Raw genomic sequence first — 22,525 nt, forward strand, 5'->3', positions numbered from 1 at the left:
ACAGAGTCGGCGAAGGCGTCCGAGCGGGTGCCGACTCAGAAGTCCCCGACCAAGGCGCCGGCCGCCGAGCCGGCCGAGCCGGCACCCGCCTCGGCCGCCGCTCCCACCCCGGCCGCTCCGACCGAACCCGCCGCGACCGAGACGGGCCCGGCTGAGTCCGCCGCGACGAAGCCGGCCGCCACCGCGCGTCCGGCCGCCCGGCCCGCGACGGCCGCGAAGGCGACGGCTCCGGCCCGGGCCGCGACCACCGCCAAGGCCACGGGCGCGGCCAACGGAGCTGCTCCTGCCAAGCCGGCGACCGGCGCAGCCGCGACCAAGCCGACGACCGCCGCCATGAACGGAGCCGCTTCCGCCAAGCCCGCGACCACCGCCGCGAACGGGACCGCCGTCGGCGCCAAGACCACCGCGGGCCAGACGAGCGCCGCGGACAAGACGAGCGGCGCGAGCGACGGACCGCCCGCGGCCCCCGCGAAGCCGGTCGAGAGCGCCGTACAGGGCACGGGTCGCCCCGACGCAGGAACGGGTGACATCGCAGCGGCTCAGCCCGGTCAGGACACGAACGAGACGGGCGCGGACGCGACCGAGGGGGACGCCGTCACGGAGTGGTTCGGTTCCGAAGGGAGCGCTGTGCAGGTACCGGAGGAAGAAAAGCCGCTGCCGGAGGACCGGTATCTCAACCGTGAGCTGTCGTGGCTGGACTTCAACGCCCGGGTGCTGACCCTCGCCGAGGACCCCGCGACGCCGCTGCTGGAGCGGGCCAAGTTCCTGGCCATCTTCGCCAGCAACCTCGACGAGTTCTACATGGTGCGCGTGGCCGGGCTGAAGCGGCGCCTGCAGACCGGCCTGCCGGTGCGCCGTCCCCCGGGCTTCCTGCCGCCGACGGAGCAGCTCGAGCAGATCGCCGAGCGCACGACGGGCCTGATGGCGCGCCAGTCGCGGGTCTTCGCCGAGGAGATCGCGCCCGCGATGGCGGCGGAGAACATCCACATCGTGCGCTGGACGGAGCTGGACCCGGCCGAGCGCGAGCGGATGCGCGCCTCGTTCCGCGAGCAGATCTTCCCGGTGCTCACGCCGCTGGCGGTCGACCCCGCGCACCCGTTCCCGTACATCTCCGGCCTGTCGCTGAACCTCGCCGTCGTGGTGCGCGAGAAGGACGGCGGCCCCGAGCTGTTCGCGCGGATCAAGGTGCCCAACAACGTGCCGCGGTTCTTCGCCCTGCACGCCGCGCGCGACGGGGCGCGGGTGATGCGCTTCCTGCCGGTCGAGGAGCTCATCGCGGCGCACCTCGGCCAGCTGTTCTCGGGCATGCAGGTGGTCGAGCACCACCTGTTCCGTGTCACGCGCAACGCCGAGGTCGAGCTCGACGAGGACCGTGACGAGGATCTGCTGCAGGCGCTGGAGCGCGAGCTCGCGCGGAGGCGCTTCGGGCCGCCGGTGCGGCTGGAGGTCGCGGCGTCCATCTCCGACCACGTGCTCGAGCTGCTCGTACGCGAGCTCGACATGGACTCCCACGACGTGCTGCGCGTGCCCGGGTGGCTGGACCTGACCGCGCTGTGGGAGGTCTACAACGGCGTCGATCGTCCGGATCTGAAGGACCCGCCGTTCGTACCGGCGACGCACCCGCACTTCGCCGAGGGCGAGACGCCGCGCAGCGTCTTCGCGCGGCTGCGCGACCACGACATCCTGGTGCATCACCCCTACCACTCGTTCTCCACGAGCGTGCAGCGCTTCATCGAGCAGGCCGCGGCCGACCCGAACGTGCTGGCGATCAAGCTGACGCTGTACCGCACCAGCGGCGACTCCCCCATCGTCGACGCGCTCGTCGACGCGGCCGAGGCCGGCAAGCAGGTCGTGGTGCTGGTCGAGGTCAAGGCGCGCTTCGACGAGAAGGCGAACATCGGCTGGGCGCGGACGCTGGAGCGGGCGGGCTGCCACGTGGTGTACGGCCTCGTGGGCCTCAAGACGCACACGAAGACGGCCCTCGTGGTGCGCCAGGAGGGCAACCACATCCGCCGCTACTGCCACATCGGCACCGGCAACTACCACCCGAAGACGGCGCGGCTCTACGAGGACTACGGGCTGCTGACGGCCGACCCCGAGGTGGGCGCCGACCTGACCGACCTGTTCAACGTGCTCACCGGCTACAGCCGTCAGACGTCGTACCGCCGGCTGCTGGTCGCCCCGCACGGGGTGCGCCGGGGCATCATCGAGCGGATCGAGCGCGAGGTCGCGTACGGCGCGGACGGGCTCGTCCAGCTCAAGGTGAACTCGCTGGTCGACGAGGAGGTCATCGACTCGCTGTACCGGGCGAGCCGCGCGGGGACGCGCGTGGACCTGATCGTGCGGGGCATCTGCGCGCTGCGCCCGGGCGTGCCGGACCTCTCGGAGAACATCCGGGTCCGCTCGGTCCTGGGCCGGTTCCTGGAGCACTCCCGGGTGTTCCGGTTCGGCCACGGCGCCCGCGCGGAGTACTGGATCGGCTCGGCCGACCTGATGCACCGCAACCTGGACCGCCGCGTGGAGGCGCTGGTCCAGGTGACCGACCCGGCCTCGACGGACGAGCTGCACCGGGTGCTGAGCCTGATGATGAGCGACGACACCGGCGCCTTCGAGCTCTCGGGCAACGGCGAGTGGCACCGCCGGCCGGGCAAAAATCCGCAGGAGGCGCTGCTGCGCCGCATCGTCGACCGGGTGGAGTGAGCCCCTCTGACCTCTTTAGGGTGACTGGATGCTGGAGGAAGAGCGCAAGTACCTCGCCGACGACGGGTTCACGATGCCGGACCTGGGCGCCGCCGGCCGGGTGAGCGCGCGGGAGCCGGTGACGCTGCGGGCGACCTACTACGACACCCCCGAGCGGCTGCTCGCGCGCCACGGGGTTTCGCTGCGGTACCGCAAGGGCGACGCGTCCTCGAAGGTGTGGACGGTGAAGCTGCCGTCCTCGCGGGCGGGAATTCGCCATGAGTACTCGCGCCCGTCGCAGGGCTCGGGTGTGGTACCCCCGCAGCTGCTCGACCTCGTCACCGCGTACCGGCGCGGGCGCCCGCTCGACCCGGCGGCGGTCCTGCGCACGGTGCGCACCGTCTACGAGGTCACCGACGCCGACGGGCAGCTGCTGGCCGAGGTCGCCGACGACACGGTGAGCGTGCTCGACGGCCGCGAGGTGGTGCTGCGCTTCCGCGAGATCGAGGTGGAGCGCGCCGGCGGCGACCGGCGGCTGCTCGACGAGATCGAGGAGCTGCTGCTGGGCGCGGGCGCGCGGGCCGGCGCGTTCGTCGCCAAGCACGTGCGCGCGATGGAGGCGGCCGCGCCGCTGGACGCGCCGGTGCTGGTCGCGCCCGCGCGGCGGCGCACCGCGTACGCGGGTGACGTGGTCACCGAGGCGATCCGCCGCGACGTCGCGCGGATCTTCAAGCACGACCCGTTCGCGCGGCTGCGCGAGACGATGCCCAACGGCGACACCCCGGTGCACCAGATGCGGGTCGGCACCCGGCGCTTGCGCAGCGACCTGCAGACGTTCCAGGCGCTGCTCGACCCGCACTGGACGGCCAAGCTGCGCGGCGAGCTGGCGTGGCTGGCCGGCGCGCTCGGGGGCGCCCGCGACGTGGAGGTGCTGCGGGAGCGGCTGCACCGCACGGCCGCGGCCGACCCGCTCGTGCCGGCCGACCCGCGCGCGGTGGCGCGCATCGACGCGGCGCTGGCCGCCCAGCAGGACGCGGCGCTGCGGGAGCTGGACGAGGCGCTGCACTCGCGGCGGTACGTGAAGCTGCTCAACGCCCTCGTCGGCGCGGTGGAGGAGCCCCGCCTCGCCCCGCCGGCCTGGGAGCGGGCCGAGGATGTCCTGCCGGGCATCGTGCGCAAGCCGTGGCGGCGCCTGGTCGAGGGCGGTGGCGGCGTGGTCGGCGCGGGCGAGCTGACCCCGGACCTGCCCGACGACGACTGGCACGAGGTGCGCAAGCGGGCCAAGCGCGCCCGCTACGCCGCGGACGCGGTCGCCGCGGTCGTCGGCCCGGAGGCGCAGCTGCTGGCCAAGTCCGTGGCGCGGGCGCAGGGGGTGCTCGGCGAGCACCAGGACGCGGCGATCGCCGCGGACGCGTGGCTGGCCGCGGCCGCTGCCGAGCCGGGCGACCACGACCTCGCGGTGACGGCCGGGCGGCTCTTCGAGCGCGAGCGCGCCGCGGTGACACGGGCCCGCGCGGACTTCCCGGCGGTGTGGGCGACGGTCGTGGAGGATAGAAACATCGCATGGCTGAAGTGAACTCGGTGGTCCGCGCGGCGGGCGGCGTGGTGTGGCGGCGGTCCGCCGATGGGGTCGCGGAGATCGTGCTGGTGCACCGGCCGCGGTACAACGACTGGTCCCTGCCGAAGGGCAAGCTCGACCCGGGCGAGCACGAGCTGACCGCCGCGGTGCGCGAGGTCTTCGAGGAGACGTCGGTCGAGGCGGTGCCGCAGGTGCGGCTGCCGTCGGTGCGGTACCTGACGGGCGAGCCGGGCGTCGAGAAGAGCGTGGACTTCTGGTCGATGCGCGCGACCGCGTGGGCGCCGCGGGCGGCCGACCACGAGATCGAGGAGGCCCGGTGGGTGCCCGCGACCGGCGCGCACACGCTGCTGAGCTACGCGCACGACCGCGGTGTCGTGCGCGCCTTCCTCGACGTGCCGCCGGTGACCGGGGTCGTCGCGCTGGTACGCCACGCCAAGGCCGGCAAACGCAAGGAGTGGACGGGCCCGGACGCCGAGCGGCCCCTGGAGGCCGCCGGGGAACGCGACGCGAGGGGCCTGAGCGGCCTGCTGACGCTGCTTCGGCCCGACCGGGTGGTCTCGGCCACCCCCCTGCGCTGCCGGCAGACGATGGAGCCGCTGGGGCTGCCGGTCGCGGTCGACCCGGCCTTCGACGAGCTGGCCCCGGTGGAACCGGCCGCGGAGGCGCTTTCGGCGCTGGCGCTGCAGGGCGGTACGACGGTGATCTGCAGTCAGGGAAAACTCATGCCGCCACTGCTCACCGCGCTCACGAACCGGGCCGACGTCAACTTCCACACCCGTAAGGGCGCCGGCTGGGTGTTGTGTTTCGCGGGCGGCCGCGTGGTCGGGCGGGATCGCCTCGCGCCGCTGACGCTGCGATAGCGCCACGAGGACGCCGGCTGGGTGTTGTGTTTCGCGGGCGGCCGCGTGGTCGGGCGGGATCGCCTCGCGCCGCTGACGCTGCGATAGCGCCACGAATGGCGAAAGGGCGGCCCCGCGATCGCGGGGCCGCCCTTGCTGTTGCCTGACCTACTTGGCGGCGGCCTTCTTGGCCGGCGCCTTCTTGGCGGCGGTCGTGGTCTTGGCGGCGGCGGTGGCCGTCGTCGTCTTGCGAGCCGTCGTGGAAGCGGCGGCGCGGGTCGTCTTGGCGGCGGCCTTCTTCGCCGGAGCGGCCTTCGTGGCGGCCTTCGCCGGCGCGGTCTTGGTCGCGGCGGCCTTGGCCGGAGCGGCCTTCGCCGTCGTCGCCTTGGCGGTGGTCGCCTTCGCGGTGGTGGCCTTGGCGGTCGTCGCCTTCGCGGCGGTCGTCTTCGTCGCGACGGCCTTCTTCGCGGCGGCGGCGACCTTCGGCACCTTACCGCTGGCGACCATCTCGCGGAAGCTGGCGCCCGCGCGGAAGGCGGGAACCGACGTCTTCTTCACCTTCACCGCTTCACCGGTGCGCGGGTTGCGGGCGGTTCTCGCACCGCGAATGCGCTTCTCGAAGACACCGAAACCGGTGATGGCGACCTTGTCGCCCTTGGTCACGGCGGCCTGGATCTCGGCCAGCACCGCGTCCAGCGCCGCGTTCGCCGACTTCTTGTCGCCCAGGCGAGCGCTGAGCGCCTCGATGAGCTCGGCCTTGTTCACGTTTCCTCCCGTACCAGAATTGAAGTCCCTGTGGGCAAGGTATCCCAACGCACACAGGATACAAACATATGACGGAAAAGAAATCGTTGTGGAGTAACGGATTCGGCCGAAGGCTCATCGAGACGCCCTGCGAGGGCTAGTGAACGACGGGTGTCCACTCCGGACGGCCTTGTTCGAACTCGGTGATAGCGCCTTCGTGGCGAAGGGTGAGGCCGATGTCGTCGAGGCCCTCCAGCAGCCGCCAACGACTGAAATCGTCCAGCGGGAAGTCCCATTCGTGGGCGCCCGCGCGCAACTGGCGGCTCTCGAGGTCGACCGTTACCTCAAGCTTCGGGTCGGCCTCGATCGCAGCCCACAGGGTCTCGATGTTTTCGCTGCCGATCTCGACCGGCAGCAAGCCGCCCTTGAGCGCGTTGCCCCGGAAGATGTCGCCGAAACGCGGCGCCACGACGGCCCGGAAACCGTAGTCCTGCAAAGCCCATACGGCGTGCTCACGCGACGATCCGGTGCCGAACTCGGGCCCGGTGACGAGGATCGAGGCGCCCTCGTACGCGGGATTGTTGAGCACGAATTCGGGGTCGGAACGCCAGGCGTTGAACAGTCCGTCGGCGAACCCGGTGCGGGTGACGCGCTTGAGGTAGACGGCGGGGATGATCTGGTCGGTGTCCACGTTGGACCGGCGCAGCGGAACTGCCGTGCCGGTGTGGACGGTGAACTTCTCCATGAGTGTCCGTGTCCCTTTTAGTTCAGGTCGGCAGGGGCGGCGAGATGACCGGCGACAGCGGTCGCGGCGGCGACCGGGGGCGAAACCAGGTGGGTGCGGCCACCGCGGCCCTGGCGGCCCTCGAAGTTGCGGTTGGACGTCGAGGCGGAGCGCTCGCCGGGCTTCAGTGTGTCGGGATTCATACCCAGGCACATGGAGCAGCCCGCGAAGCGCCACTCGGCACCGGCCTCGGTGAAGACCTTGTCGAGGCCCTCCTCCTCCGCGGCCGCGCGCACGGACGCGGAGCCGGGCACGACGAGCATGCGGACGCTCTCGGCGACGCGGCGCCCGCGCAGCACGTCGGCCGCGGCGCGCAGGTCCTCGAGCCGGCCGTTGGTGCAGGAGCCCAGGAAGACGACGTCGATCGCGATGTCGCGCAGCGCCGTGCCGGGGGTCAGCGCCATGTACTCCAGCGCCTTCTCCGCCGCGACCCGCTCCGCGTTCTCGGTGAAGTCCTCCGGGCTGGGCACGAAGCCGCCCAGCGGCGCGCCCTGGCCGGGGTTGGTGCCCCAGGTGACGAACGGGGTCAGCTGGGAGACGTCCAGCGTCACCTCGGTGTCGAACTTGGCGCCGTCGTCGGTGCTCAGGCTCGCCCAGTACTCCTTCGCGCGGTCCCAGGCCTCGCCCTTCGGCGCGTACTCGCGGCCCTCGATGTAGGCGAAGGTCGTCTCGTCCGGCGCGATCATGCCGGCCTTGGCGCCCCACTCGATCGACATGTTGGAGATGGTCATCCGACCCTCCATGGACAGCTTCTCGATCGCGGGGCCGCGGTACTCCACCACGTGCCCGCGCCCGCCGCCCGTGCCGACCTGGCTGATAAGCGCCAGCACCAGGTCCTTCGCGGTGACGCCGGGGCCGAGCTCGCCGACGACGTTGACCGCCATGGTGCGCGGGCGCGCCTGGGACAGCGTCTGGGTCGCCAGGACGTGCTCGACCTCGGAGGTGCCGATGCCGAACGCGAGGGCGCCGAACGCGCCGTGGGTGGAGGTGTGCGAGTCGCCGCACACGATGGTCATGCCCGGCTGGGAGAGGCCCAGCTGCGGTCCCATGACGTGGACCACGCCCTGCTGGGCGTCGCCCAGCGAGTGCACGCGGATGCCGAACTCCTCGGTGTTGCGCCGCAGCGTCTCGATCTGCGTGCGCGAGACCGGGTCGCTGATGGTCAGCAGGTTGTCGGTCGGCGTGTTGTGATCTTCGGTCGCGATCGTCAGGTCGGGCCGGCGCACCGGCCGGCCGGTCATGCGCAGGCCGTCGAAGGCCTGCGGGCTGGTGACCTCGTGCACCAGGTGCAGGTCGATGTAGAGCAGGTCGGGCTCACCGGCGGCGGACCGCACGACGTGCGCGTCCCACACCTTCTCCGCCAGCGTTCGCGGCTGCTGTCGTGCTTCTCCCACCATCTGGACATCCTAAAATTTGGGAGGTATGTTTCGGTCTGTGGGACACAGTATGAGCGGTGTCGGCGTGCTCGACAAGGCGGTGGTCATCCTTGCCGCCTGCGTCGACGGCGCCAGCCTGGCGGAATTGGTGGAGCGGACCAAGCTTCCGCGCGCCACCGCGCACCGCCTGGCGCAGGCGCTGGAAATCCACCGCTTACTGGTTCGTGACGCGCAGGGGCGCTGGCGGCCGGGCCCGCGGCTGGGTGAGCTCGCCAACGCCGCGCCCGACGTCCTGCTGACCGCCGCCGAGCCGATGCTGACCGCCCTGCGCGACGCGACCGGAGAGAGCGCGCAGTTGTACCTGCGCCGCGCCGACGAGCGGCTGTGCGTGGCCGCGGCCGAGCGGGCCAGCGGTCTGCGCGACACCGTGCCGATCGGCGCCGTGCTGCCCATGACCGCCGGCTCGGCCGCGCAGGTCCTCCTCGCGTGGGAGCCGCCGGAGGCCGTGATGCCGCTGCTGCCCCGGTGCAAGTTCACCGGGCGCACCCTCGCGGAGGTGCGGCGGCGGGGCTGGGCGCAGAGCGTCGCCGAGCGCGAGCCGGGCGTGGCGAGCGTGTCCGCGCCGATCCGGGACCGCACCGGGCGGGTCATCGCGGCGATCAGCGTGTCCGGGCCGATCGAGCGCCTGGGCCGGCGGCCGGGCGACCGGCACGCGATGGCCGTGGTGCGCGCCGGGCAGCGCCTGTCCGGCCTGTAGGCCCTCCCCTTCGACGCCGACCGGCCCGGACCTCCGCGTCCGGGCCGGTTTCGCGTTCCCGGCGCGTGAGCGGGTTGCGCGGCGCGCGGACGCGCCGACGATCAGCGCCGAGCGGCCCGGACCTCCCCGTCCGGGCCGGATTCGCGTTCCCGGCGCGCGAGCGGGTTGCGCGGCGCGCGGACGCGCCGACGATCAGCGCCGAGCGGCCCGGACCTCCCCGTCCGGGCCGGATTCGCGTTCCCGGCGCGCGAGCGGGTTGCGCGGCGCGCGGACGCGCCTACGATCGGCGCGGTACGTGCCGTGCGGAGTTCCGGGTGTACCGGCGCGCGGGCGCGTACTGCATCGGCGGATCCGGGGCGCGGTCCCGGAGCGCATCAGCTGGAAGGAACGCCAGTGCCCGAATCGACGACCCCCGCCAGCCCGGAGCCGGACGGCTCGGCCGGCCTGCACGCCTCACCCTCGTCCGGGACACCGTCCAACCCGCCCGGCAACGGCCCGAGCGGCCCGGACGCGCCCGACTCCCCCGCGACGCCGACGGATCCGCAGCTCCCGCCCGCGCCGGGCGGCGGCGGCGGCAGCAGCCGCGGCGGCTGCATGTCGATGATCATCGCGCTCGTCGTGTTCATCGCGGCGATCCTCGGCATCGCCACGCAGCTCTAGATCGCGTCCGCGCGCCGGTCCGGACCGCGGCCGCGCGCCCGCGCCGCCGACTCGGCGGATTCATGACCGTGCACTCCCCCGCTAGCATCTCGGTCACATTCAGCGGGGGAGGCACACCCATGTCATCGACGGACGATCCGTCACAGCCGGGCACCACCGAAGATCCGCCCGACGCCACCGAAGAGCCGCCGAGCACCGCCGAAGAGCCGCCGGCCGTCGGCGAGGCGGCCGAGCACTCCGACACCCAGCCCGTCGAGGCCGAGCGCCCGGCCTCCGGGACCTTCACGCCCGTCGACGCCGTGCTCACCGGCGCGATGTCCGCCGACGGCATGCTGTCCGGCGCCGGCGGCGCGGACGCGCCCGGGCGGCCGCGGCGGCGCCTCGCCCTCGCGCTCGGCGCCTCGGCCGTGGTCGTCGCGGTGCTGGCGGCGGGCGCGGCGTACGCGGTGATGCAGCGCTGGGACAAGCCGACCGGCGCGCTGCCGGAGGAGCGGCTCCCGGCCTCGGTCGCGGCGTTCGCGCGGGTCAACCTGACGCCGGGGCTGGGCCAGCGGGTCAAGTTCGAGGAGCTGCTGCGCAAGAGCAAGGGCGCTCCCCCGGATCTCGACGGGCTGGAGCGCGAGCTGTTCGAGGACCTTCGGGCGCCGGTCACGTACGCGGACGTGGCGCCCTGGTTCAACGATCGCGTCGGGGTCGCGATGTGGGGCGCGCCCGCGCACCCGTACCGGGCGGTGACCCTCGTGGCGGCGTCGGCGCGGGACGAGAAGCAGGCCCGCGGGTCGCTGGAGGCGCTGCAGCGCCGGCGCGGGACGGACCATGTGGGCTTCGTGGTCGAGGACGGCTACGTCCTGCTGGCCGTCGGCGACCTGGACGCCCAGGGCTCCGCGACGGCCGCGGCCGCGGAGGCGAAGCGGGCACCGCTGGCGAAGGACCCCGGCTTCCGCGCCGCGATCGCCACGCTCCCGGGCGACCAGCCGGCGATCGGCTGGGCCGATCTGGCGAAGGCGAACCGCCTCAGCCCGGAGCTGGACGAGGAGTACGTGTCGAGCCTGATCGGCGGGGTGGGCTTCGTCGAGAACCCGGTCGCGGGTCCGAGCTCCTCGCCCGGGCCGGCCGACGTGCCGGCCCTCGACCCGCACGGGGTCGCCGTCTTCGGCCTCCGCGCGGCCGACGACGCCCTGGAGGCGACCGTGCGGCTCATCGGGGTCGACGGGCTGCCGCTCGGTACCGATGCCGGGAAAACGGACGTCGTGGACGCTCTGGGCGGCCTCTCCGGCGATGCCTCGGCCGCGGGCGTCCTCGCGGGGCCGCTCGGCGACCTGACGAAGGTGCTGGGGCCGGGCGCCGGGTATCTCCCGATGGGCCTGTTCGGCATGGCGATGCTGCCCCCGGGCCCGCTCGGCGAGAGCGACCTGGGCGAACTGCCGCCGGGGTTCATCATGGCCGACGACGAGGAGATCAAGCGGTACATGCGGGAGCACCCGGAGATGTTCACGGACGTGCCGGTGGGCGACCTGAAGATCATCACCGGCGACGGGGTGGTGGAGCGGCTGCGGATCGGGACGCAGCCGGACAAGCTCGCGGCGGCGCTCGCGTCCGGGCTGGGCGCGGCGCAGACGGTGTCGTTCACGGTGGCCGGCAAGGCCGGCGAGGAGTCGCCGGAGGCTCCGCTGCTGCTCGATCTGCGCATGACGGACGCCGCGGCGGCCGCGCGGACGCAGCAGGAGCTCGCGGACCTCGCGAAGATCAGCCAGACGAAGTGTGAGCAGCACGAGGACCACGTGGTGCTGCGCTCGGGCGCGTATGCGGGCGGGACGTCGCGGCTGGCGGACGATCCGCTGTTCCGGCGCGCGATGGCGGGCGCGGTCGCGAGCCCGGTGGCGGCGGTGTACCTCGCGGGGTCGGCGGTCGGCGATCCGGTCCGGGCGGTCGGGGTGACGGCGGGGCGCGCGGGCGCGGACACGGTGCTGCAGGCCCGGCTGGTCGTGGCCTGAACGAGCCCGGGGGCCTGGAGATCACGTCTCCAGGCCCCCGGGGCCGGTCCTGAAAACACAACAGCCGCCTCGAGGTCTGACTCCTCGAAGCGGCTGAATCGTGCGTAGCTGTAGCCCCGACCGGATTCGAACCGGCGCTACCGCCTTGAGAGGGCGGCGTCCTGGGCCGCTAGACGACGGGGCCCCAGTACTTTCCTTACGTGCTGCGGTGGAACACTACAGCACCGCGATCTTGCTGCGGCGCTGGGGTACCAGGACTCGAACCTAGACTAACTGAGCCAGAATCAGTCGGGCTGCCAATTACCCCATACCCCATTGGCGCTTACCGCGCCGGAAGAGAACTTTACCGGAGAGCCCCTTCCACGCCAAATCGGTTGTCGCCAACACGCCTAATCCAAGGTCAGGACCTTGTTGCTGAGCGCGCCGACCCCCTCGATCGAGACCACGACCTCGTCGCCGCTGACCATCGGGGAGACGCCGGCGGGGGTGCCGGTCAGGATCACGTCGCCGGGCAGCAGCGTCATCACGTGTGACACATATGACACGAGGGTGGGCACGTCGAACACCATGTCCTTGGTCCGGCCGAGCTGGCGGACCTCCTCGTTGACCTCGCAGCGCACCTCGACGTCGCTGACGTCCACGCCGGTGACGATCCACGGCCCGATCGGGCAGAACGAGTCGAAGCCCTTCGCGCGGGTGAACTGGACGTCCTTGCGCTGCAGGTCGCGCGCGGTCACGTCGTTGGCGCAGGTGTAGCCGAAGATCGCCGCGGCCGCGCCCGCGCGGTCGACCCGCCGCGCGCCGGTCACGCCGATGACGACGGCGAGCTCCGCCTCGTGCTCGACCTGCTGCGACTGCGGGGGAATCCGGATGGCGTCGTTGGGCCCGATGATGGACGTGGAGGGCTTGAGGAAGAGCAGGGGCTCCTTCGGGACGTCGTTGCCGAGCTCGGCCGCGTGGTCGGCGTAGTTCCGCCCGACGCACACCACCTTGCTGGGCAGGATGGGCGAGAGCAGCCGCACGTCGGCGACGGCCCAGCGCTGGCCGGTGAACCGGAGCTCCCCGAAGGGGTGGCCCTCGATCTCGGCGACGGTCAGCCCGGACGCGCCGGCCGACGACTCGCCTTCCACGACCCCGAACGACATGCCACTGCTGTGGGCGAAACGAGCGATACGCACGGGTGGAAATCTACTCCCCGAGCACGTGACGCTCCACGAACGCGTTGCGGAAGGTGCCCGCCGGGTCCAGCCGCGCGGCGAGGGCGGCGAAGTCGCGCCCGCGCGCATACCCCGGCGCGTGCCGGAACACCTTGCCCCAGTGCGGACGCGGGGCGAACGGCGCGAGGGCCTCTTCGAGCGCGTCAACCGCCCCAAGAACAAGATCATTATTCGGTACCCACGTGAAGTGCAGCGCCACGCTGTCGCGCTCGAAGTGCGGGCTGAGCCACATCGAGTCCGCCGCGACCGTGCGGATCTCGGAGATCTGCAGCGCCGGCACGACCTGGTCACGGACCCGCTCGACGGCCGCGAAGGCCGCGACCGCGTCCGCGCGCGCGACGAAGTACTCGGTCTGCAGCTCCTCGCCGCTGCTCGGGGTGAACTCGAGCTTGAAGTGCGGGAGCCGCTCGTGCCACGGCCCGGGCGCGCCGCCCTGCTCGGTGCAGTGCTCGGGCGACATGACGGCGATCGGGTGCCGCTTGCCCGCGGCCGGGACGGCGCCGAACAGCTCCGCGGGCGCGGGCGCGTCCTCGTCGCGCCGCTTGAGCCAGACCTGGTCGACGGTGTCGCCGTGCCAGCCGGTGAAGAGACTGACGCTGTACGCCGCCGACGCGATCTCGTCCCAGTGCGCGTCGAGCTGGGCGCGCGGGAGCTGCTCGTAGACGTGCTGGCTGACGCCGTACCGCGGCTGGATGTCGAGGGTGACCCGCACGACGGCCCCGAGCACGCCGAGCGCGACCACGGCGCCGTCGAAGTCCGCGTCCCCGCGCCGCAGCGACACCAGCTCGCCGCCGCCGGTCACGATGTCGACGCCGGCGACCGCGGTGGCCAGGTTGCCGAGCCCGGCCCCGGACCCGTGCGTGCCGGTCGCGACCGCGCCCGCGATCGAGATGTGCGGCAGCGAGCCGAGGTTGTGCAGCGCGTAGCCTTCCGCGTCCAGGCGGCGCGCCAGCTCGCCGTAGCGCACCCCGCCCGCGACGCTGACCGTTCCCGCGCCCGCGTCGATCCGGATGTCGGCGGGCAGTCCGGCCACGCTGAGCAGGTCAGCGTCGGTGTCGGCGATCGTGTTGAACGAGTGGCCGGTGCCGAGCACCCGCACCCGCTCCGCCCGGGCGACGATCTCCTGCACCTGCTCGACGCTCGCGGGGCGGTGCACCCGCGCGGCGCTGAACTCGATGTTGCCGGCCCAGTTCCGCAGCCGCTCGCTCATTTTTGCCGCCTCCCAGCCCATGTGAAGCCCGGTACCGCCCGCCACGGTAGCGACCTCGGACGCCTTCCGCCTCCGCGCGCGTCCTCGGCCCCGGCTTCCACGCCCCGATAGGCCGCTCGCCTGCACGCTCTCGATTCGGGCCGGTCCACGCGCTCGCCTCGGGCCGGTCCATGCGCTCGGGCGCCCCGCTTCGGTGCGTCCGCCGCGGGTGCCGTTCACGCTCTCGGCCCGGGAGCCCCGCCCCCGCCCCCGCGCCCGCCTCGGTCCAGTCCGCCCTCCCGGCCCGGAAGCCCCGCCTCCGCGCGCCCGCCTCGGGCCGGGTTCACGCGCTCGGGAGCCTCGCCTCCAAGCGCTCGCTTCCGCGCGTTCGCGCTCGCCGGCGGATCGTGCGTGCCGGCGATCGCGGTAGGGCCGTAGTGCGCGCGGGCGCGGTGCGGGCGGTGCGGCGCCTCGATGTCCGCGGGCGGTCGGCCGGCGGACGGATCGGCTGCCGTGGCCGCGCGTTGCCCGGTGGGCGCCAGGCAACGCGCGGCGGCTTCGGGCGGCGCCGGTGTGCGGATGCGGGATCAGGCGGGCTGGTTGAGGTACCGGAGCATCTGCTGGATCTCGGCGGTGCGCGACTCGTCGATGCGCTTGGCCAGGTCCAGCGCCCCGGGGTTGACGCCCGAGCCGGTCTCCATGCGCGCGATCTCGATCGCGTTGTGCTGGTGCGCGATGAGCAGGTTCAGGAACTTCGTCTCGAAGTCCGTTCCGGTCGCGGCCTGCAGCGCCTTGATGTCGTCGGGGTTTGCGCCGTGCGCGCCGCCGTGGCCGGCGTGCGCGGACGCGTCGGCGTTGGGCGGCTGGCCCCACGACTCGAGCCAGACCCGCATCGTCTTGAGCTCGTCGGTCTCGGTGGCGTCGATCGCGGCCGCGAGGGTGCGCACATCCTCGCGTGCGGCCTTCGTGCGGGCCAGGCGCACCATCTCGAGGGCCTGGCTGTGGTGCGCCGCCATCATCTGGCTGAACATGACGTCGGTGTCGTTGAAGACGCGTTGCTCGGTTCCTGCCGGGGCGGGCTGGGCCGGGGCGGCGGCACAGCCCGCCAGCAGGAACGTCGCAAGCAGGAGCGCAATGCGTTTCATGGGTCTCCCTGCGCGCGGGGGCGTCCCGGGGGAGCCGGGACGCCGCCCTTCTTTCAGCGGTACCGGACGATCAGACGCGCTGCCACAGGGCCGGGACGTTGGGTGGTTCCCAGCCGGGGATGGCGGTGTGCGCCTGGCGGCACTGGTACGTCACGCCGTTGTACGTGACGCGGTCGCCGACCTTGTACGCGGTGCCGGCGGCCCAGGTGGTCGTGCCCGTCGGCGGCTGCGAGGTCGGTGAGGTGGACGGTGAGGTGGACGGCGAGGGGCTCGGACGCGTCGGCGACGGCGACGGCTGGGTGGGCGTCGGCGTCGGGTTCCCGCCGCCGGTGCCGACCTGCAGGTCGACGCACGAGTAGAACGCGTTGCCGGTGTCGGCGATGTTCCAGCGGGCCAGCACCAGGATGCGGCCGGTACGGCCGCCGAGGTTCACCGTGTGGGAGACGGTCGCGTCGGGCTGACGGTTGCCGCCGTCGATGTTGGCGATGCGGGTGCCGCCCACGAAGTACTCGAAGTTCGTCGTGGAGTGGCGGGCGGTGAACACCCACGTGAACGTGACGGTGTTGCCGACCGACGTCGCGGGCCAGCCCTTGTTCGGGTCGTCCAGCTCCGCGAACCGGCTGTTGCCGCCACTGCAGCTCGTCAGGCCCTTCGGACCTTCGACGCTCTGCGGTTCGTAGACGATCTCGCCGCAGTTGGCCACGCGGCCCTGGGCGCACATCGCCTGGCGGCTGGGTGGTGAGGAGATGTACCCGTGCGCGGACGCGGGGGACGCCGTCACGAGGAGTGCGGCGGCCACGGCGGCCAGCGTGAGGGGTACCGCAGCGATCGCTTTACGCATTCAATCGCTCCTTCCAGCGGTGGGGGGTGATGCCGCCCAATGTAAGGGAAGGATTGTTAACAGTAAATAACCTTTATGAATATTGGTCGATGGAGCGCTCTCACTTCAGGTAGGGTTGACCAGCCTTTAAGGCGCCGCCGTGCGTGAGGCGCCGCCGTGCGTGAGGCGCCGCCGTGCGTGAGGCGCCGCCGTGCGTGAGGCGCCGCCGTGCGTGAGGCGCCGCCGTGCGTGAGGCGCCGCCGTGCGTGAGGCGCCGCCGTGCGTGAGGCGCCGCCGTGCGTGAGGCGCCGCCGTGCGTGAGGCGCCGCCGTGCGTGAGGCGCCGCCGTGCGCCTCGGAGTCCGGTCGCGGGCGCTTCCGCGCGGGCGCCTCAGTGCGTCGCGGCCGGCTGTCCGTCCCGGGCTCCCTTCGCAGCGCCGGCCGCGCGGCCGCGCGACCCATCCCGGCGGGCGAGGTTCGCCCGCCGGAACGCGGACAGGTCAGCACGGACCCGTCCGACCCGGTTCGCGAGGAGACGCCATGCCCTACATCGCCACGTCCGACGGCGCGCAGATCTTCTACAAGGACTGGGGTTCCGGCCGCCCCGTCGTGTTCAGTCACGGCTGGCCGCTCAACGCCGACGCCTGGGACGGCCAGATGATGCTGCTCGCGTCGCAGGGCTTCCGCGCGGTCGCGCACGATCGGCGCGGCCATGGACGATCCACGCAGACGTGGTCCGGCAACGACATGGACACCTACGCCGACGACCTCGCGGAGCTGATAGACCAGCTCGGACTCACCGACGCCGTCCTGGTCGGGCACTCGACCGGCGGCGGCGAGGTCACCCGGTACCTCGGGCGCCACGGCACGTCGCGCGTGTCGAAGGCGGTGCTGGCGGGGGCCGTACCGCCGCTGATGCTCAAGACCGACGCCAACCCGGAGGGCACTCCGCGCGGCATGTTCGACGAGATCCGCGCCGGGCTGCTCGCCGATCGCGCGCAGTACTTCCGGAACCTGAGCGGTCCGTTCTACGGCGCCAACCGGCCCGGCAGCAAGGTCTCCGACGGCCTGCGCGAGCAGTTCTGGCGGCTGAGCATGCAGGCGGGGCTGAAGGCCGCGTACGACTGCGTGCGCGAGTTCTCCGAGACCGACTTCACCGAGGACCTCAAGCGCATCGACATCCCCGTGTTCGTCGCGCACGGCGACGCCGACCAGATCGTGCCGATCCAGGCCGCGGCCCTCAAGTCCGTGCGGTTGCTCAAGAACGCGAGCCTGAAGGTGTACCCGGGCGCGCCCCACGGCATCAGCGGCACCTACGAGGCCGCGTTCAACGCCGACCTGCTCGCGTTCGTCCAGGAATGATCACGAGCCTCCTGACGGCGGCTCGCCGAGATCGTCCAGCGTCGCGAGGAGGCGCTGGACCACGGGGGTCGACGTGCGGTCGTTCCAGGCGAGGCCGATGTCGACGGTGGGCGTCGGCGGGGTGAGGCGGCGCAGCACCACGCCGCGCACCCGCAGGGCCTTCGCGCGGCCCTCCGGCACCGCGGCGACCACGCCTCCGGCCGCGACCGCGCGCAGGAGTTGCTCGTCGTCCGGCTCGTAGCGGACCAGGTTGATCCCGGACGGCCACACCTGCGCGACGATGCGGTCGAACATGCCGGGGCCGTTCTCGCGCGGCCACATCACCGCCGGCTCACCCGCGACCTCCTCGCGCGACACCCGGCGCAGGCGGGCCAGGCGGTGCCCGGACGGCAGGGCGAGCCGCAGTTCCTCGGTGTCGACCAGCCGCCAGCGGATGCCGGGCTCGTCGAGTGGCGGCCGGACGAATGCCGCGTCGTACCGCCCGGCCAGCAGTCCCGCGACGTTCGGCGCATGCCAGCCGGTCTCCGGCACCACCTCGACGTGCGGGTTCTGCGCCCGGAAGCGTTCGATCAGCGCGTCGACCCGCCCGCCGCGGGCCGATCGCGTGTAGGCCAGCCGAATCCGCCCGTCCTGCCCGCGCGCGGCCGCGTCGATGTTCTCCCGCGCGGCCCGGGCCTGAGCGAGCAGCAGCGTGGCCTCGGCCGCCACCACCTTGCCGACGGCGGTGAGCGAGCACCCGCCCGGGCGGCGTTCGACGAGCCGGGCACCGACCTCGCGCTCGAGCGTGCGGATCTGCTGACTCAGCGCCGGTTGGGCGATGCACAGCTCCTTGGCCGCGCGGGTGAAGTGCAGCTCCTGGGCCAGCACCACGAAGTAGCGCAGCCGCCGCAGATCCAACGGTTCCATCGGCCGAGCATAGGCGCGGGCGCGAAGCGCGGGCCATAAGCGTGGCTTATCGCGCGATAACACGCGCGACCTGGACAAAGCCGGCCGGACGCTGGTTGCCTGCAATGCATGGATGACGTGACTGTTGTCGGTGCCGGGGTCATTGGCCTGACGTGTGCGGTGCGGCTGCTCGAAGCCGGGGCGCGGGTGCGGGTCGTCACGGCCGACGAGCCGCTGCAAACGGTGTCGCGCCTCGCGGCGGCCGTGTGGTACCCCTCCCACACCGCGGCTGATCCGCGGGTGCTGGTGTGGGCGCACAGGACGTACGACTTGTTGATGGCGCAGGCGAGTGACGGCATTGCCGGCGTTGCGCCGCGGCCGACGCGGATGCTGCTTCGCCGGCCCGCCGACACGCCGTGGTGGGCTGCGGCGGTGCCCGACTTCGCGGCGCATCCGGGCGAGTGGCGGTTCACGGTGCCGTCGGTGGAGATGGAGGCGTACCTGCCGTGGCTTGCCGAGCGCGTCCGGGCGCTGGGCGGCACGATTGCGCGCGGGCGCGTGGCCCGCCTCGCTGACCTGGGCGGGCAGGCGGGCACGGTGGTCAACGCGACCGGGCTGGGCGCGCGGGTGCTCGCGGATGACGCGGCGATGTTTCCGGGCCGGGGGCAGATCGTGGTCGTGGCCAATCCGGGGATCGAGACGTCGGTGCGCGATGAGGAGCATCCGGACGGCATGACGTACATCCATCCGCGCTCGCGGGATGTCGTGCTCGGCGGGACGTTCCAGCCCGGCGACTGGAACGAGGAGCCCGAGCCCGCCACGTCGGCGGCGATTCTGCGGCGGTGTACCGAGCTCGTGCCCGAGCTCGCCGGTGTGCGGACGCTGTGGGCGGCGGCTGGTCTGCGGCCCGCGCGGGAGGGTGGGCCGCGGCTCGAGGTGGACCCGCGGCGGCTGCCGGGTGGCACGCGCGTCGTGCACAGCTACGGCCACGGGGGCGCGGGCGTGACGCTGTCCTGGGGGTGCGCGGACGAGGTCGCGGGCCTCGTGTCGCAGACCTGAGGCCGGATCCGCGAGGCAGCGCAAACCAGGGCCACGCCGCGGAGATGACGCGCGGGAGCGGCGCCACGCCGCGGAGATGACGCGCGGGAGCGGGCACCACGCCGGCACGCGGGAACGGGCACCACGCCGGCGCGCGGGAGCGGCGTGGTGCCCTCGTGAGGCCCTGGAGGTCAGGCGTCGCGGGATTTGAAGAGGTACGCGGCGATGATCAGCAGGACCGCCGTCCAGCCCGAGAAGACCGCGAACCCCTCCCATGGGGTCAGCACGGAGCCTTGCCGCACCGTCGGCTCGAAGATGAGCGCTCCGGCGTTGGTCGGCATCCACGCGTGCACCCGCGCGCCCCACGTGCCCGGCAGCAGGGACGTCAGCTGCGACACGATGAGGATGAGGCCCAGGACCGTGGTGATCGCCCCGGCGGTGTGCCGGATGATCGCGCCCAGGGCGAGCGAGAACAGGCCCAGCATCGCCGTGAAGAGGCCGGCTCCGATCACGGCGCGGGCCACGCCCGGGTCGCTCAGGGAGACCGGGACGTGGGCGGAGATGATGGCCTTGCCCAGGAAGTACGCGCCGAAGGAGAGCAGCTCGCCGACGGCGAGCATGAGGCCGGCGAAGACGAGGACCTTCGCCGACAGGACGGTCAGGCGGCGCGGTTGCGCCTGGAGGGTGGAGCGGATCATGCCGGTGGTGTACTCCGCGGAGATCACCATCACCCCGAGCACGGCGACGACGAGCTGCGCGATGAACACGGGGCGCGACAGGATCAGCTCGAGCGGGTGCGTGCGCAGGTACTCCTGCCCGGAGGGGCCGGCCGTGTCCCACTGGCGGATCACCGCCCACGCGATGAGCGACATGAGGCCGAGCGCGATGGCGGCCATGGCCACCAGCGACCACACGGTGGAGCGCACCGTGCGCAGCTTCGTCCACTCCGAGCGGAGCATGCCGGGCAGGGCGGCTCGTGGCAGTACCGAATCCGTCATCGCTTCTCCCCCGGGACGGCCGCGTGGTACTCCACGCTGTCCTTGGTCAGTTCCATGAACGCCTGCTCCAGCGAGGCCTGCAGCGGCGAGAGCTCGTGCAGCCGGACGCCGCCGTCGTAGGCCAGGTCGCCTACGCGCGGGAGCGGCAGCTCGGTGATGAGCAGGGCGCCGTCGGGCTCGGGCGCGACCGCGCCGCCCGCGGCGGTGACGAGCTCGGTCAGGCGGGCGGGATCGGGCGTCCGCGCGCGTACCGCCAGCGCCGAGTTCCGGTCGATGAACTCACGCACCGTGCAGTCCGCGATGAGCCGGCCGCGGCCGATCACGAGCAGGTGGTCGGCGGTGTGCTCCATCTCGGACATGAGGTGGCTGGAGACGAGCACGGTGCGGCCCTCGGCGGCCAGGGAGCGCATCAGGTTGCGGATCCACAGGATGCCCTCCGGGTCCAGGCCGTTGACCGGCTCGTCGAACATGAGCACCCTCGGATCGCCGAGCAGCGCCGCGGCGATGCCGAGCCGTTGGCCCATGCCGAGCGAGAAGCCCTTCGAGCGCTTCCGCGCGACACCGGTGAGCCCGACGATCTCGAGCACCTCGCCGACGCGACGGCGCGGCAGGTTGTTGCTCTGGGCGAGGCACAGCAGGTGGTGGTACGCGCTGCGCCCGCCGTGGATGGCCTTCGCGTCCAGCAGCGCCCCGACCTCGCGCAGCGGGCTGCCGAGGGCCGCGAACGGCCGGCCGTTGACGGTGACGGTGCCCGCGGTCGGCGCGTCCAGGCCCACGATCATGCGCATCGTGGTCGACTTGCCCGCCCCGTTGGGCCCGAGGAATCCGGTGACCTGTCCGGGGCGCACGGTGAACGACAGCCGGTCGACGGCGACACGGTCGCCGTAGCGCTTCGTGAGGCCGACAGCCTCGATCATGGTGGTATCCCTCCGCTGCGGTGGCCGGTGCGCCCCCGCGCGGACGCACCGTCTCGGCTCGCCGCCGCGCGCGGGATCGGCGGCCGAACGTGGCCTGTCCCGCGCGGGCGCGCCGTCGAAGCGAAGGTAGAAGGGTCCTGCTGTGGCGAGGCTTTGAGAGGCTGTGACGCCGCTCAGCCGCGCGTGTAGGTCAGGTCGAAGTCCTTGGACCAGGTGAGGCCGTCCTGGGACATCTCCCACGACGCGTCGATGCGCTTGCCGTCCGCGGCGATGGTGCCGGTGAAGCGCTGGTTGAAGCCCTCGGCCGCGCGCCAGATGCGCCACGTGCCGCCGTCGACGTCCATGCCGTAGGCCCGCAGCACGCCGCGCGCGTCGGAGTAGAGCATCGTGAAGGTCTTGCTGCCGTCGTCGTAGCCGATCAGCGACGTCGTCGGGAAGGGCGAGTTCTCGATCCACTCGCGGGGCACCTCGTCGCCCGGCGGGTCCGCGTCCGCGCGCTGCACGAGGAACTCCCCGTCGTCCGCCCACGCGAAGCTCGCCCAGCCGCGCATGGTGACCTTGCCGTTCACGGTGGCGACGGTGTCCCACATGCCCAGCAAGGGCCCCAAACGCCGCCGTACCTCGCTCATCGCCACTCCCCGGATCCGAGTTCCCGCCAGAACATGAACCCGACTTATACACCAGGCGCTCGCGCCCGGACTCCTCCCGGCGGTCAGTCGGCGACGGCCTCCAGGAGCCTCTCGCACTCGGCGATCAGGCGCCCCCGCAGCGGCGCGGCGCGCTCGGCGAAGGAGCGCTGCGCCTCGACGTAGCGGGTGCGGCCGTCGGGGGTCTCGATGCGCACCGGCTCGTAGCCGAGGTCGGCCAGGTCGTAGGGCGAGGCGCGCATGTCGAGCGTGCGCACGTCGCGGGCGAGCTCGAAGCAGTCGGCGATGAGCTCGGCGGGGACGAGCGGGGACATCTTGTACGCGTGCTTGTAGAGGTCCATGTTCGCGTGCAGGCAGCCCGGCTGCTCGTTGGCCGTCTGGGTCTCGCGGGTCGGCTGGAGCAGGTTCAGCGGGCGCGCGGGGGCGGTGTAGAAGCGGTACGCGTCGAAGTGGCTGCACCGGATCCGGCTGCCCTCGACGACCGCGTCGGTGCCGGCTGGGCCCAGGCGCAACGGCCACGCGTTGTGCCGCAGCTCGTCCTGGGTCTGGCGGTACACCATCGCCCACTCGTGCAGCCCGAAGCACCCCAGGTGCGGCGTCCGGGCGGCGGTGGCGACGAGCAGGTCGCGGATCCACGCGATCGCCTCCGCGCGGCGGGCCGGCACCGTCTCCGCCTCCGCGCCCGAGCCGGCGAGCTCCACGCCCGCGCCCGGATGCCAGCGGCGCAGCTGGGCGGGCCGGTAGGAGTAGTACGTGAACAGGAAGTCCTCTACCGGGTGCTTGCGCCCGAGCCGGCGGCGGGCGAGGTGCGGCTCGATCCACGCGTCCACGCGCGCCTCGTGGGCGGCGCGGCGGGCCTCCCAGGTCGGCCGGTCCAGAACGGTGAGCTGCACCGT

Annotated in this window: 20 protein-coding genes and 2 tRNA genes; 8 read left to right on the forward strand and 14 right to left on the reverse strand. The window is 72.9% G+C overall.

The genetic code is table 11. The features are described from left to right. Nucleotides 1-333: 333 nt before the first annotated feature. Genes AC6JBM_RS36510 through AC6JBM_RS36520 form a run of 3 tightly spaced genes read left to right on the forward strand, consistent with a single transcriptional unit; the run spans nucleotide 334 to nucleotide 5,118 of the window. Complete coding sequence (locus AC6JBM_RS36510; protein ID WP_497986598.1) at nucleotides 334-2,700, forward strand: RNA degradosome polyphosphate kinase; 2,367 nt, start codon at nucleotides 334-336, stop codon at nucleotides 2,698-2,700. A 28-nt stretch (nucleotides 2,701-2,728) separates the two neighbouring features. Further along, nucleotides 2,729-4,255, forward strand: coding sequence for a CYTH and CHAD domain-containing protein (locus AC6JBM_RS36515; protein ID WP_497978476.1), 1,527 nt, complete (start codon nucleotides 2,729-2,731; stop codon nucleotides 4,253-4,255). Then, entirely contained in the window at nucleotides 4,243-5,118 is an 876-nt protein-coding gene (locus AC6JBM_RS36520; protein WP_497978477.1) for an NUDIX hydrolase, read from the forward strand. Before AC6JBM_RS36515 ends, AC6JBM_RS36520 begins: the two co-directional genes overlap by 13 nt. A gap of 147 nt (nucleotides 5,119-5,265) precedes the next feature. On the opposite strand, the gene AC6JBM_RS36525 is transcribed toward AC6JBM_RS36520, so the two are convergent. From AC6JBM_RS36525 to leuC, 3 genes are all read right to left on the reverse strand, one after another. After that, nucleotides 5,266-5,862: an HU family DNA-binding protein gene (locus AC6JBM_RS36525; protein WP_497986599.1), complete on the reverse strand. Its 597-nt coding sequence runs from the start codon at nucleotides 5,860-5,862 to the stop codon at nucleotides 5,266-5,268. Nucleotides 5,863-5,998: 136 nt separating this feature from the next. Continuing rightward, nucleotides 5,999-6,586, reverse strand: a complete 588-nt coding sequence (gene leuD / locus AC6JBM_RS36530; RefSeq protein WP_350621129.1) for a 3-isopropylmalate dehydratase small subunit — start codon at nucleotides 6,584-6,586, stop codon at nucleotides 5,999-6,001. Between the two features lie 17 nt (nucleotides 6,587-6,603). Beyond that, on the reverse strand, nucleotides 6,604-8,022 hold the full coding sequence (leuC, locus tag AC6JBM_RS36535) for a 3-isopropylmalate dehydratase large subunit (RefSeq protein WP_497978478.1): 1,419 nt from the start codon (nucleotides 8,020-8,022) through the stop codon (nucleotides 6,604-6,606). 49 nt (nucleotides 8,023-8,071) lie between these two features. Between leuC and AC6JBM_RS36540 the strand changes: the two genes are divergently transcribed. From AC6JBM_RS36540 to AC6JBM_RS36550, 3 genes are all read left to right on the forward strand, one after another. Next, nucleotides 8,072-8,758, forward strand: a complete 687-nt coding sequence (locus tag AC6JBM_RS36540; RefSeq protein ID WP_223101757.1) for an IclR family transcriptional regulator — start codon at nucleotides 8,072-8,074, stop codon at nucleotides 8,756-8,758. Between the two features lie 393 nt (nucleotides 8,759-9,151). Continuing rightward, the gene (locus AC6JBM_RS36545; RefSeq protein WP_497978479.1) at nucleotides 9,152-9,418 is read left to right on the forward strand and encodes a hypothetical protein; all 267 of its coding nucleotides are present in this window, start codon (nucleotides 9,152-9,154) and stop codon (nucleotides 9,416-9,418) included. A gap of 119 nt (nucleotides 9,419-9,537) precedes the next feature. Further along, complete coding sequence (locus tag AC6JBM_RS36550; RefSeq protein WP_497978480.1) at nucleotides 9,538-11,412, forward strand: hypothetical protein; 1,875 nt, start codon at nucleotides 9,538-9,540, stop codon at nucleotides 11,410-11,412. Nucleotides 11,413-11,523: 111 nt separating this feature from the next. Here the strand turns inward: AC6JBM_RS36550 and AC6JBM_RS36555 are convergent. The 6 genes from AC6JBM_RS36555 to AC6JBM_RS36580 form a co-directional block, all read right to left on the reverse strand. Then, a tRNA-Glu gene (locus AC6JBM_RS36555) sits at nucleotides 11,524-11,596 on the reverse strand. A 59-nt stretch (nucleotides 11,597-11,655) separates the two neighbouring features. Next, nucleotides 11,656-11,727 (reverse strand) — tRNA-Gln (locus AC6JBM_RS36560). A 74-nt stretch (nucleotides 11,728-11,801) separates the two neighbouring features. After that, complete coding sequence (locus AC6JBM_RS36565; RefSeq protein ID WP_497978481.1) at nucleotides 11,802-12,590, reverse strand: fumarylacetoacetate hydrolase family protein; 789 nt, start codon at nucleotides 12,588-12,590, stop codon at nucleotides 11,802-11,804. Nucleotides 12,591-12,600: 10 nt separating this feature from the next. Beyond that, the gene (locus tag AC6JBM_RS36570; protein WP_497978482.1) at nucleotides 12,601-13,839 is read right to left on the reverse strand and encodes an FAD-binding protein; all 1,239 of its coding nucleotides are present in this window, start codon (nucleotides 13,837-13,839) and stop codon (nucleotides 12,601-12,603) included. A gap of 566 nt (nucleotides 13,840-14,405) precedes the next feature. Then, entirely contained in the window at nucleotides 14,406-14,963 is a 558-nt protein-coding gene (locus tag AC6JBM_RS36575) for a DUF305 domain-containing protein (RefSeq protein WP_497978483.1), read from the reverse strand. 70 nt (nucleotides 14,964-15,033) lie between these two features. Continuing rightward, on the reverse strand, nucleotides 15,034-15,804 hold the full coding sequence (locus AC6JBM_RS36580) for a lytic polysaccharide monooxygenase (protein ID WP_497978484.1): 771 nt from the start codon (nucleotides 15,802-15,804) through the stop codon (nucleotides 15,034-15,036). 518 nt (nucleotides 15,805-16,322) lie between these two features. Here AC6JBM_RS36580 and AC6JBM_RS36585 point away from each other — a divergent pair. Further along, the gene (locus AC6JBM_RS36585; protein WP_497978485.1) at nucleotides 16,323-17,144 is read left to right on the forward strand and encodes an alpha/beta fold hydrolase; all 822 of its coding nucleotides are present in this window, start codon (nucleotides 16,323-16,325) and stop codon (nucleotides 17,142-17,144) included. Here AC6JBM_RS36585 and AC6JBM_RS36590 read toward each other — a convergent pair whose 3' ends face one another. Continuing rightward, nucleotides 17,145-18,050, reverse strand: a complete 906-nt coding sequence (locus AC6JBM_RS36590) for a LysR family transcriptional regulator (RefSeq protein WP_497978486.1) — start codon at nucleotides 18,048-18,050, stop codon at nucleotides 17,145-17,147. A gap of 108 nt (nucleotides 18,051-18,158) precedes the next feature. Here AC6JBM_RS36590 and AC6JBM_RS36595 point away from each other — a divergent pair, with 108 nt between their 5' ends. Next, nucleotides 18,159-19,088, forward strand: coding sequence for an FAD-dependent oxidoreductase (locus AC6JBM_RS36595; RefSeq protein WP_497978487.1), 930 nt, complete (start codon nucleotides 18,159-18,161; stop codon nucleotides 19,086-19,088). A gap of 170 nt (nucleotides 19,089-19,258) precedes the next feature. On the opposite strand, the gene AC6JBM_RS36600 is transcribed toward AC6JBM_RS36595, so the two are convergent. The 4 genes from AC6JBM_RS36600 to AC6JBM_RS36615 form a co-directional block, all read right to left on the reverse strand. Continuing rightward, nucleotides 19,259-20,065 carry an ABC transporter permease gene (locus tag AC6JBM_RS36600; RefSeq protein ID WP_497978488.1) on the reverse strand — a complete coding sequence of 269 codons (807 nt, stop codon included), beginning with the start codon at nucleotides 20,063-20,065 and terminating at the stop codon, nucleotides 19,259-19,261. After that, the gene (locus AC6JBM_RS36605) at nucleotides 20,062-20,982 is read right to left on the reverse strand and encodes an ABC transporter ATP-binding protein (protein ID WP_497978489.1); all 921 of its coding nucleotides are present in this window, start codon (nucleotides 20,980-20,982) and stop codon (nucleotides 20,062-20,064) included. Before AC6JBM_RS36605 ends, AC6JBM_RS36600 begins: the two co-directional genes overlap by 4 nt. 173 nt (nucleotides 20,983-21,155) lie before the next feature. After that, nucleotides 21,156-21,611 (reverse strand): hypothetical protein, encoded by a 456-nt coding sequence (locus tag AC6JBM_RS36610; protein ID WP_497978490.1) that lies wholly within the window; start codon nucleotides 21,609-21,611, stop codon nucleotides 21,156-21,158. A gap of 83 nt (nucleotides 21,612-21,694) precedes the next feature. Continuing rightward, entirely contained in the window at nucleotides 21,695-22,522 is an 828-nt protein-coding gene (locus tag AC6JBM_RS36615; protein ID WP_497978491.1) for a 3-methyladenine DNA glycosylase, read from the reverse strand. Nucleotides 22,523-22,525 lie beyond the last annotated feature (3 nt).

The organism is Dactylosporangium thailandense, assembly GCF_059739745.1.

What these genes read in the sequence shown, in the direction of transcription:
- AC6JBM_RS36575 (WP_497978483.1), bottom strand. Translation starts at nt 14,963, where the DNA reads ATGAAACGCATTGCGCTCCTGCTTGCGACGTTCCTGCTGGCGGGCTGT.
- AC6JBM_RS36550 (WP_497978480.1), top strand. Translation starts at nt 9,538, where the DNA reads ATGTCATCGACGGACGATCCGTCACAGCCGGGCACCACCGAAGATCCG.
- AC6JBM_RS36610 (WP_497978490.1), bottom strand. Translation starts at nt 21,611, where the DNA reads ATGAGCGAGGTACGGCGGCGTTTGGGGCCCTTGCTGGGCATGTGGGAC.
- leuC (WP_497978478.1), bottom strand. Translation starts at nt 8,022, where the DNA reads ATGGTGGGAGAAGCACGACAGCAGCCGCGAACGCTGGCGGAGAAGGTG.
- AC6JBM_RS36605 (WP_497978489.1), bottom strand. Translation starts at nt 20,982, where the DNA reads ATGATCGAGGCTGTCGGCCTCACGAAGCGCTACGGCGACCGTGTCGCC.
- AC6JBM_RS36585 (WP_497978485.1), top strand. Translation starts at nt 16,323, where the DNA reads ATGCCCTACATCGCCACGTCCGACGGCGCGCAGATCTTCTACAAGGAC.
- AC6JBM_RS36515 (WP_497978476.1), top strand. Translation starts at nt 2,729, where the DNA reads ATGCTGGAGGAAGAGCGCAAGTACCTCGCCGACGACGGGTTCACGATG.
- AC6JBM_RS36540 (WP_223101757.1), top strand. Translation starts at nt 8,072, where the DNA reads ATGAGCGGTGTCGGCGTGCTCGACAAGGCGGTGGTCATCCTTGCCGCC.
- AC6JBM_RS36580 (WP_497978484.1), bottom strand. Translation starts at nt 15,804, where the DNA reads ATGCGTAAAGCGATCGCTGCGGTACCCCTCACGCTGGCCGCCGTGGCC.
- AC6JBM_RS36570 (WP_497978482.1), bottom strand. Translation starts at nt 13,839, where the DNA reads ATGAGCGAGCGGCTGCGGAACTGGGCCGGCAACATCGAGTTCAGCGCC.
- AC6JBM_RS36595 (WP_497978487.1), top strand. Translation starts at nt 18,159, where the DNA reads ATGGATGACGTGACTGTTGTCGGTGCCGGGGTCATTGGCCTGACGTGT.
- AC6JBM_RS36600 (WP_497978488.1), bottom strand. Translation starts at nt 20,065, where the DNA reads ATGACGGATTCGGTACTGCCACGAGCCGCCCTGCCCGGCATGCTCCGC.
- leuD (WP_350621129.1), bottom strand. Translation starts at nt 6,586, where the DNA reads ATGGAGAAGTTCACCGTCCACACCGGCACGGCAGTTCCGCTGCGCCGG.
- AC6JBM_RS36590 (WP_497978486.1), bottom strand. Translation starts at nt 18,050, where the DNA reads ATGGAACCGTTGGATCTGCGGCGGCTGCGCTACTTCGTGGTGCTGGCC.
- AC6JBM_RS36520 (WP_497978477.1), top strand. Translation starts at nt 4,243, where the DNA reads ATGGCTGAAGTGAACTCGGTGGTCCGCGCGGCGGGCGGCGTGGTGTGG.
- AC6JBM_RS36510 (WP_497986598.1), top strand. Translation starts at nt 334, where the DNA reads ATGAACGGAGCCGCTTCCGCCAAGCCCGCGACCACCGCCGCGAACGGG.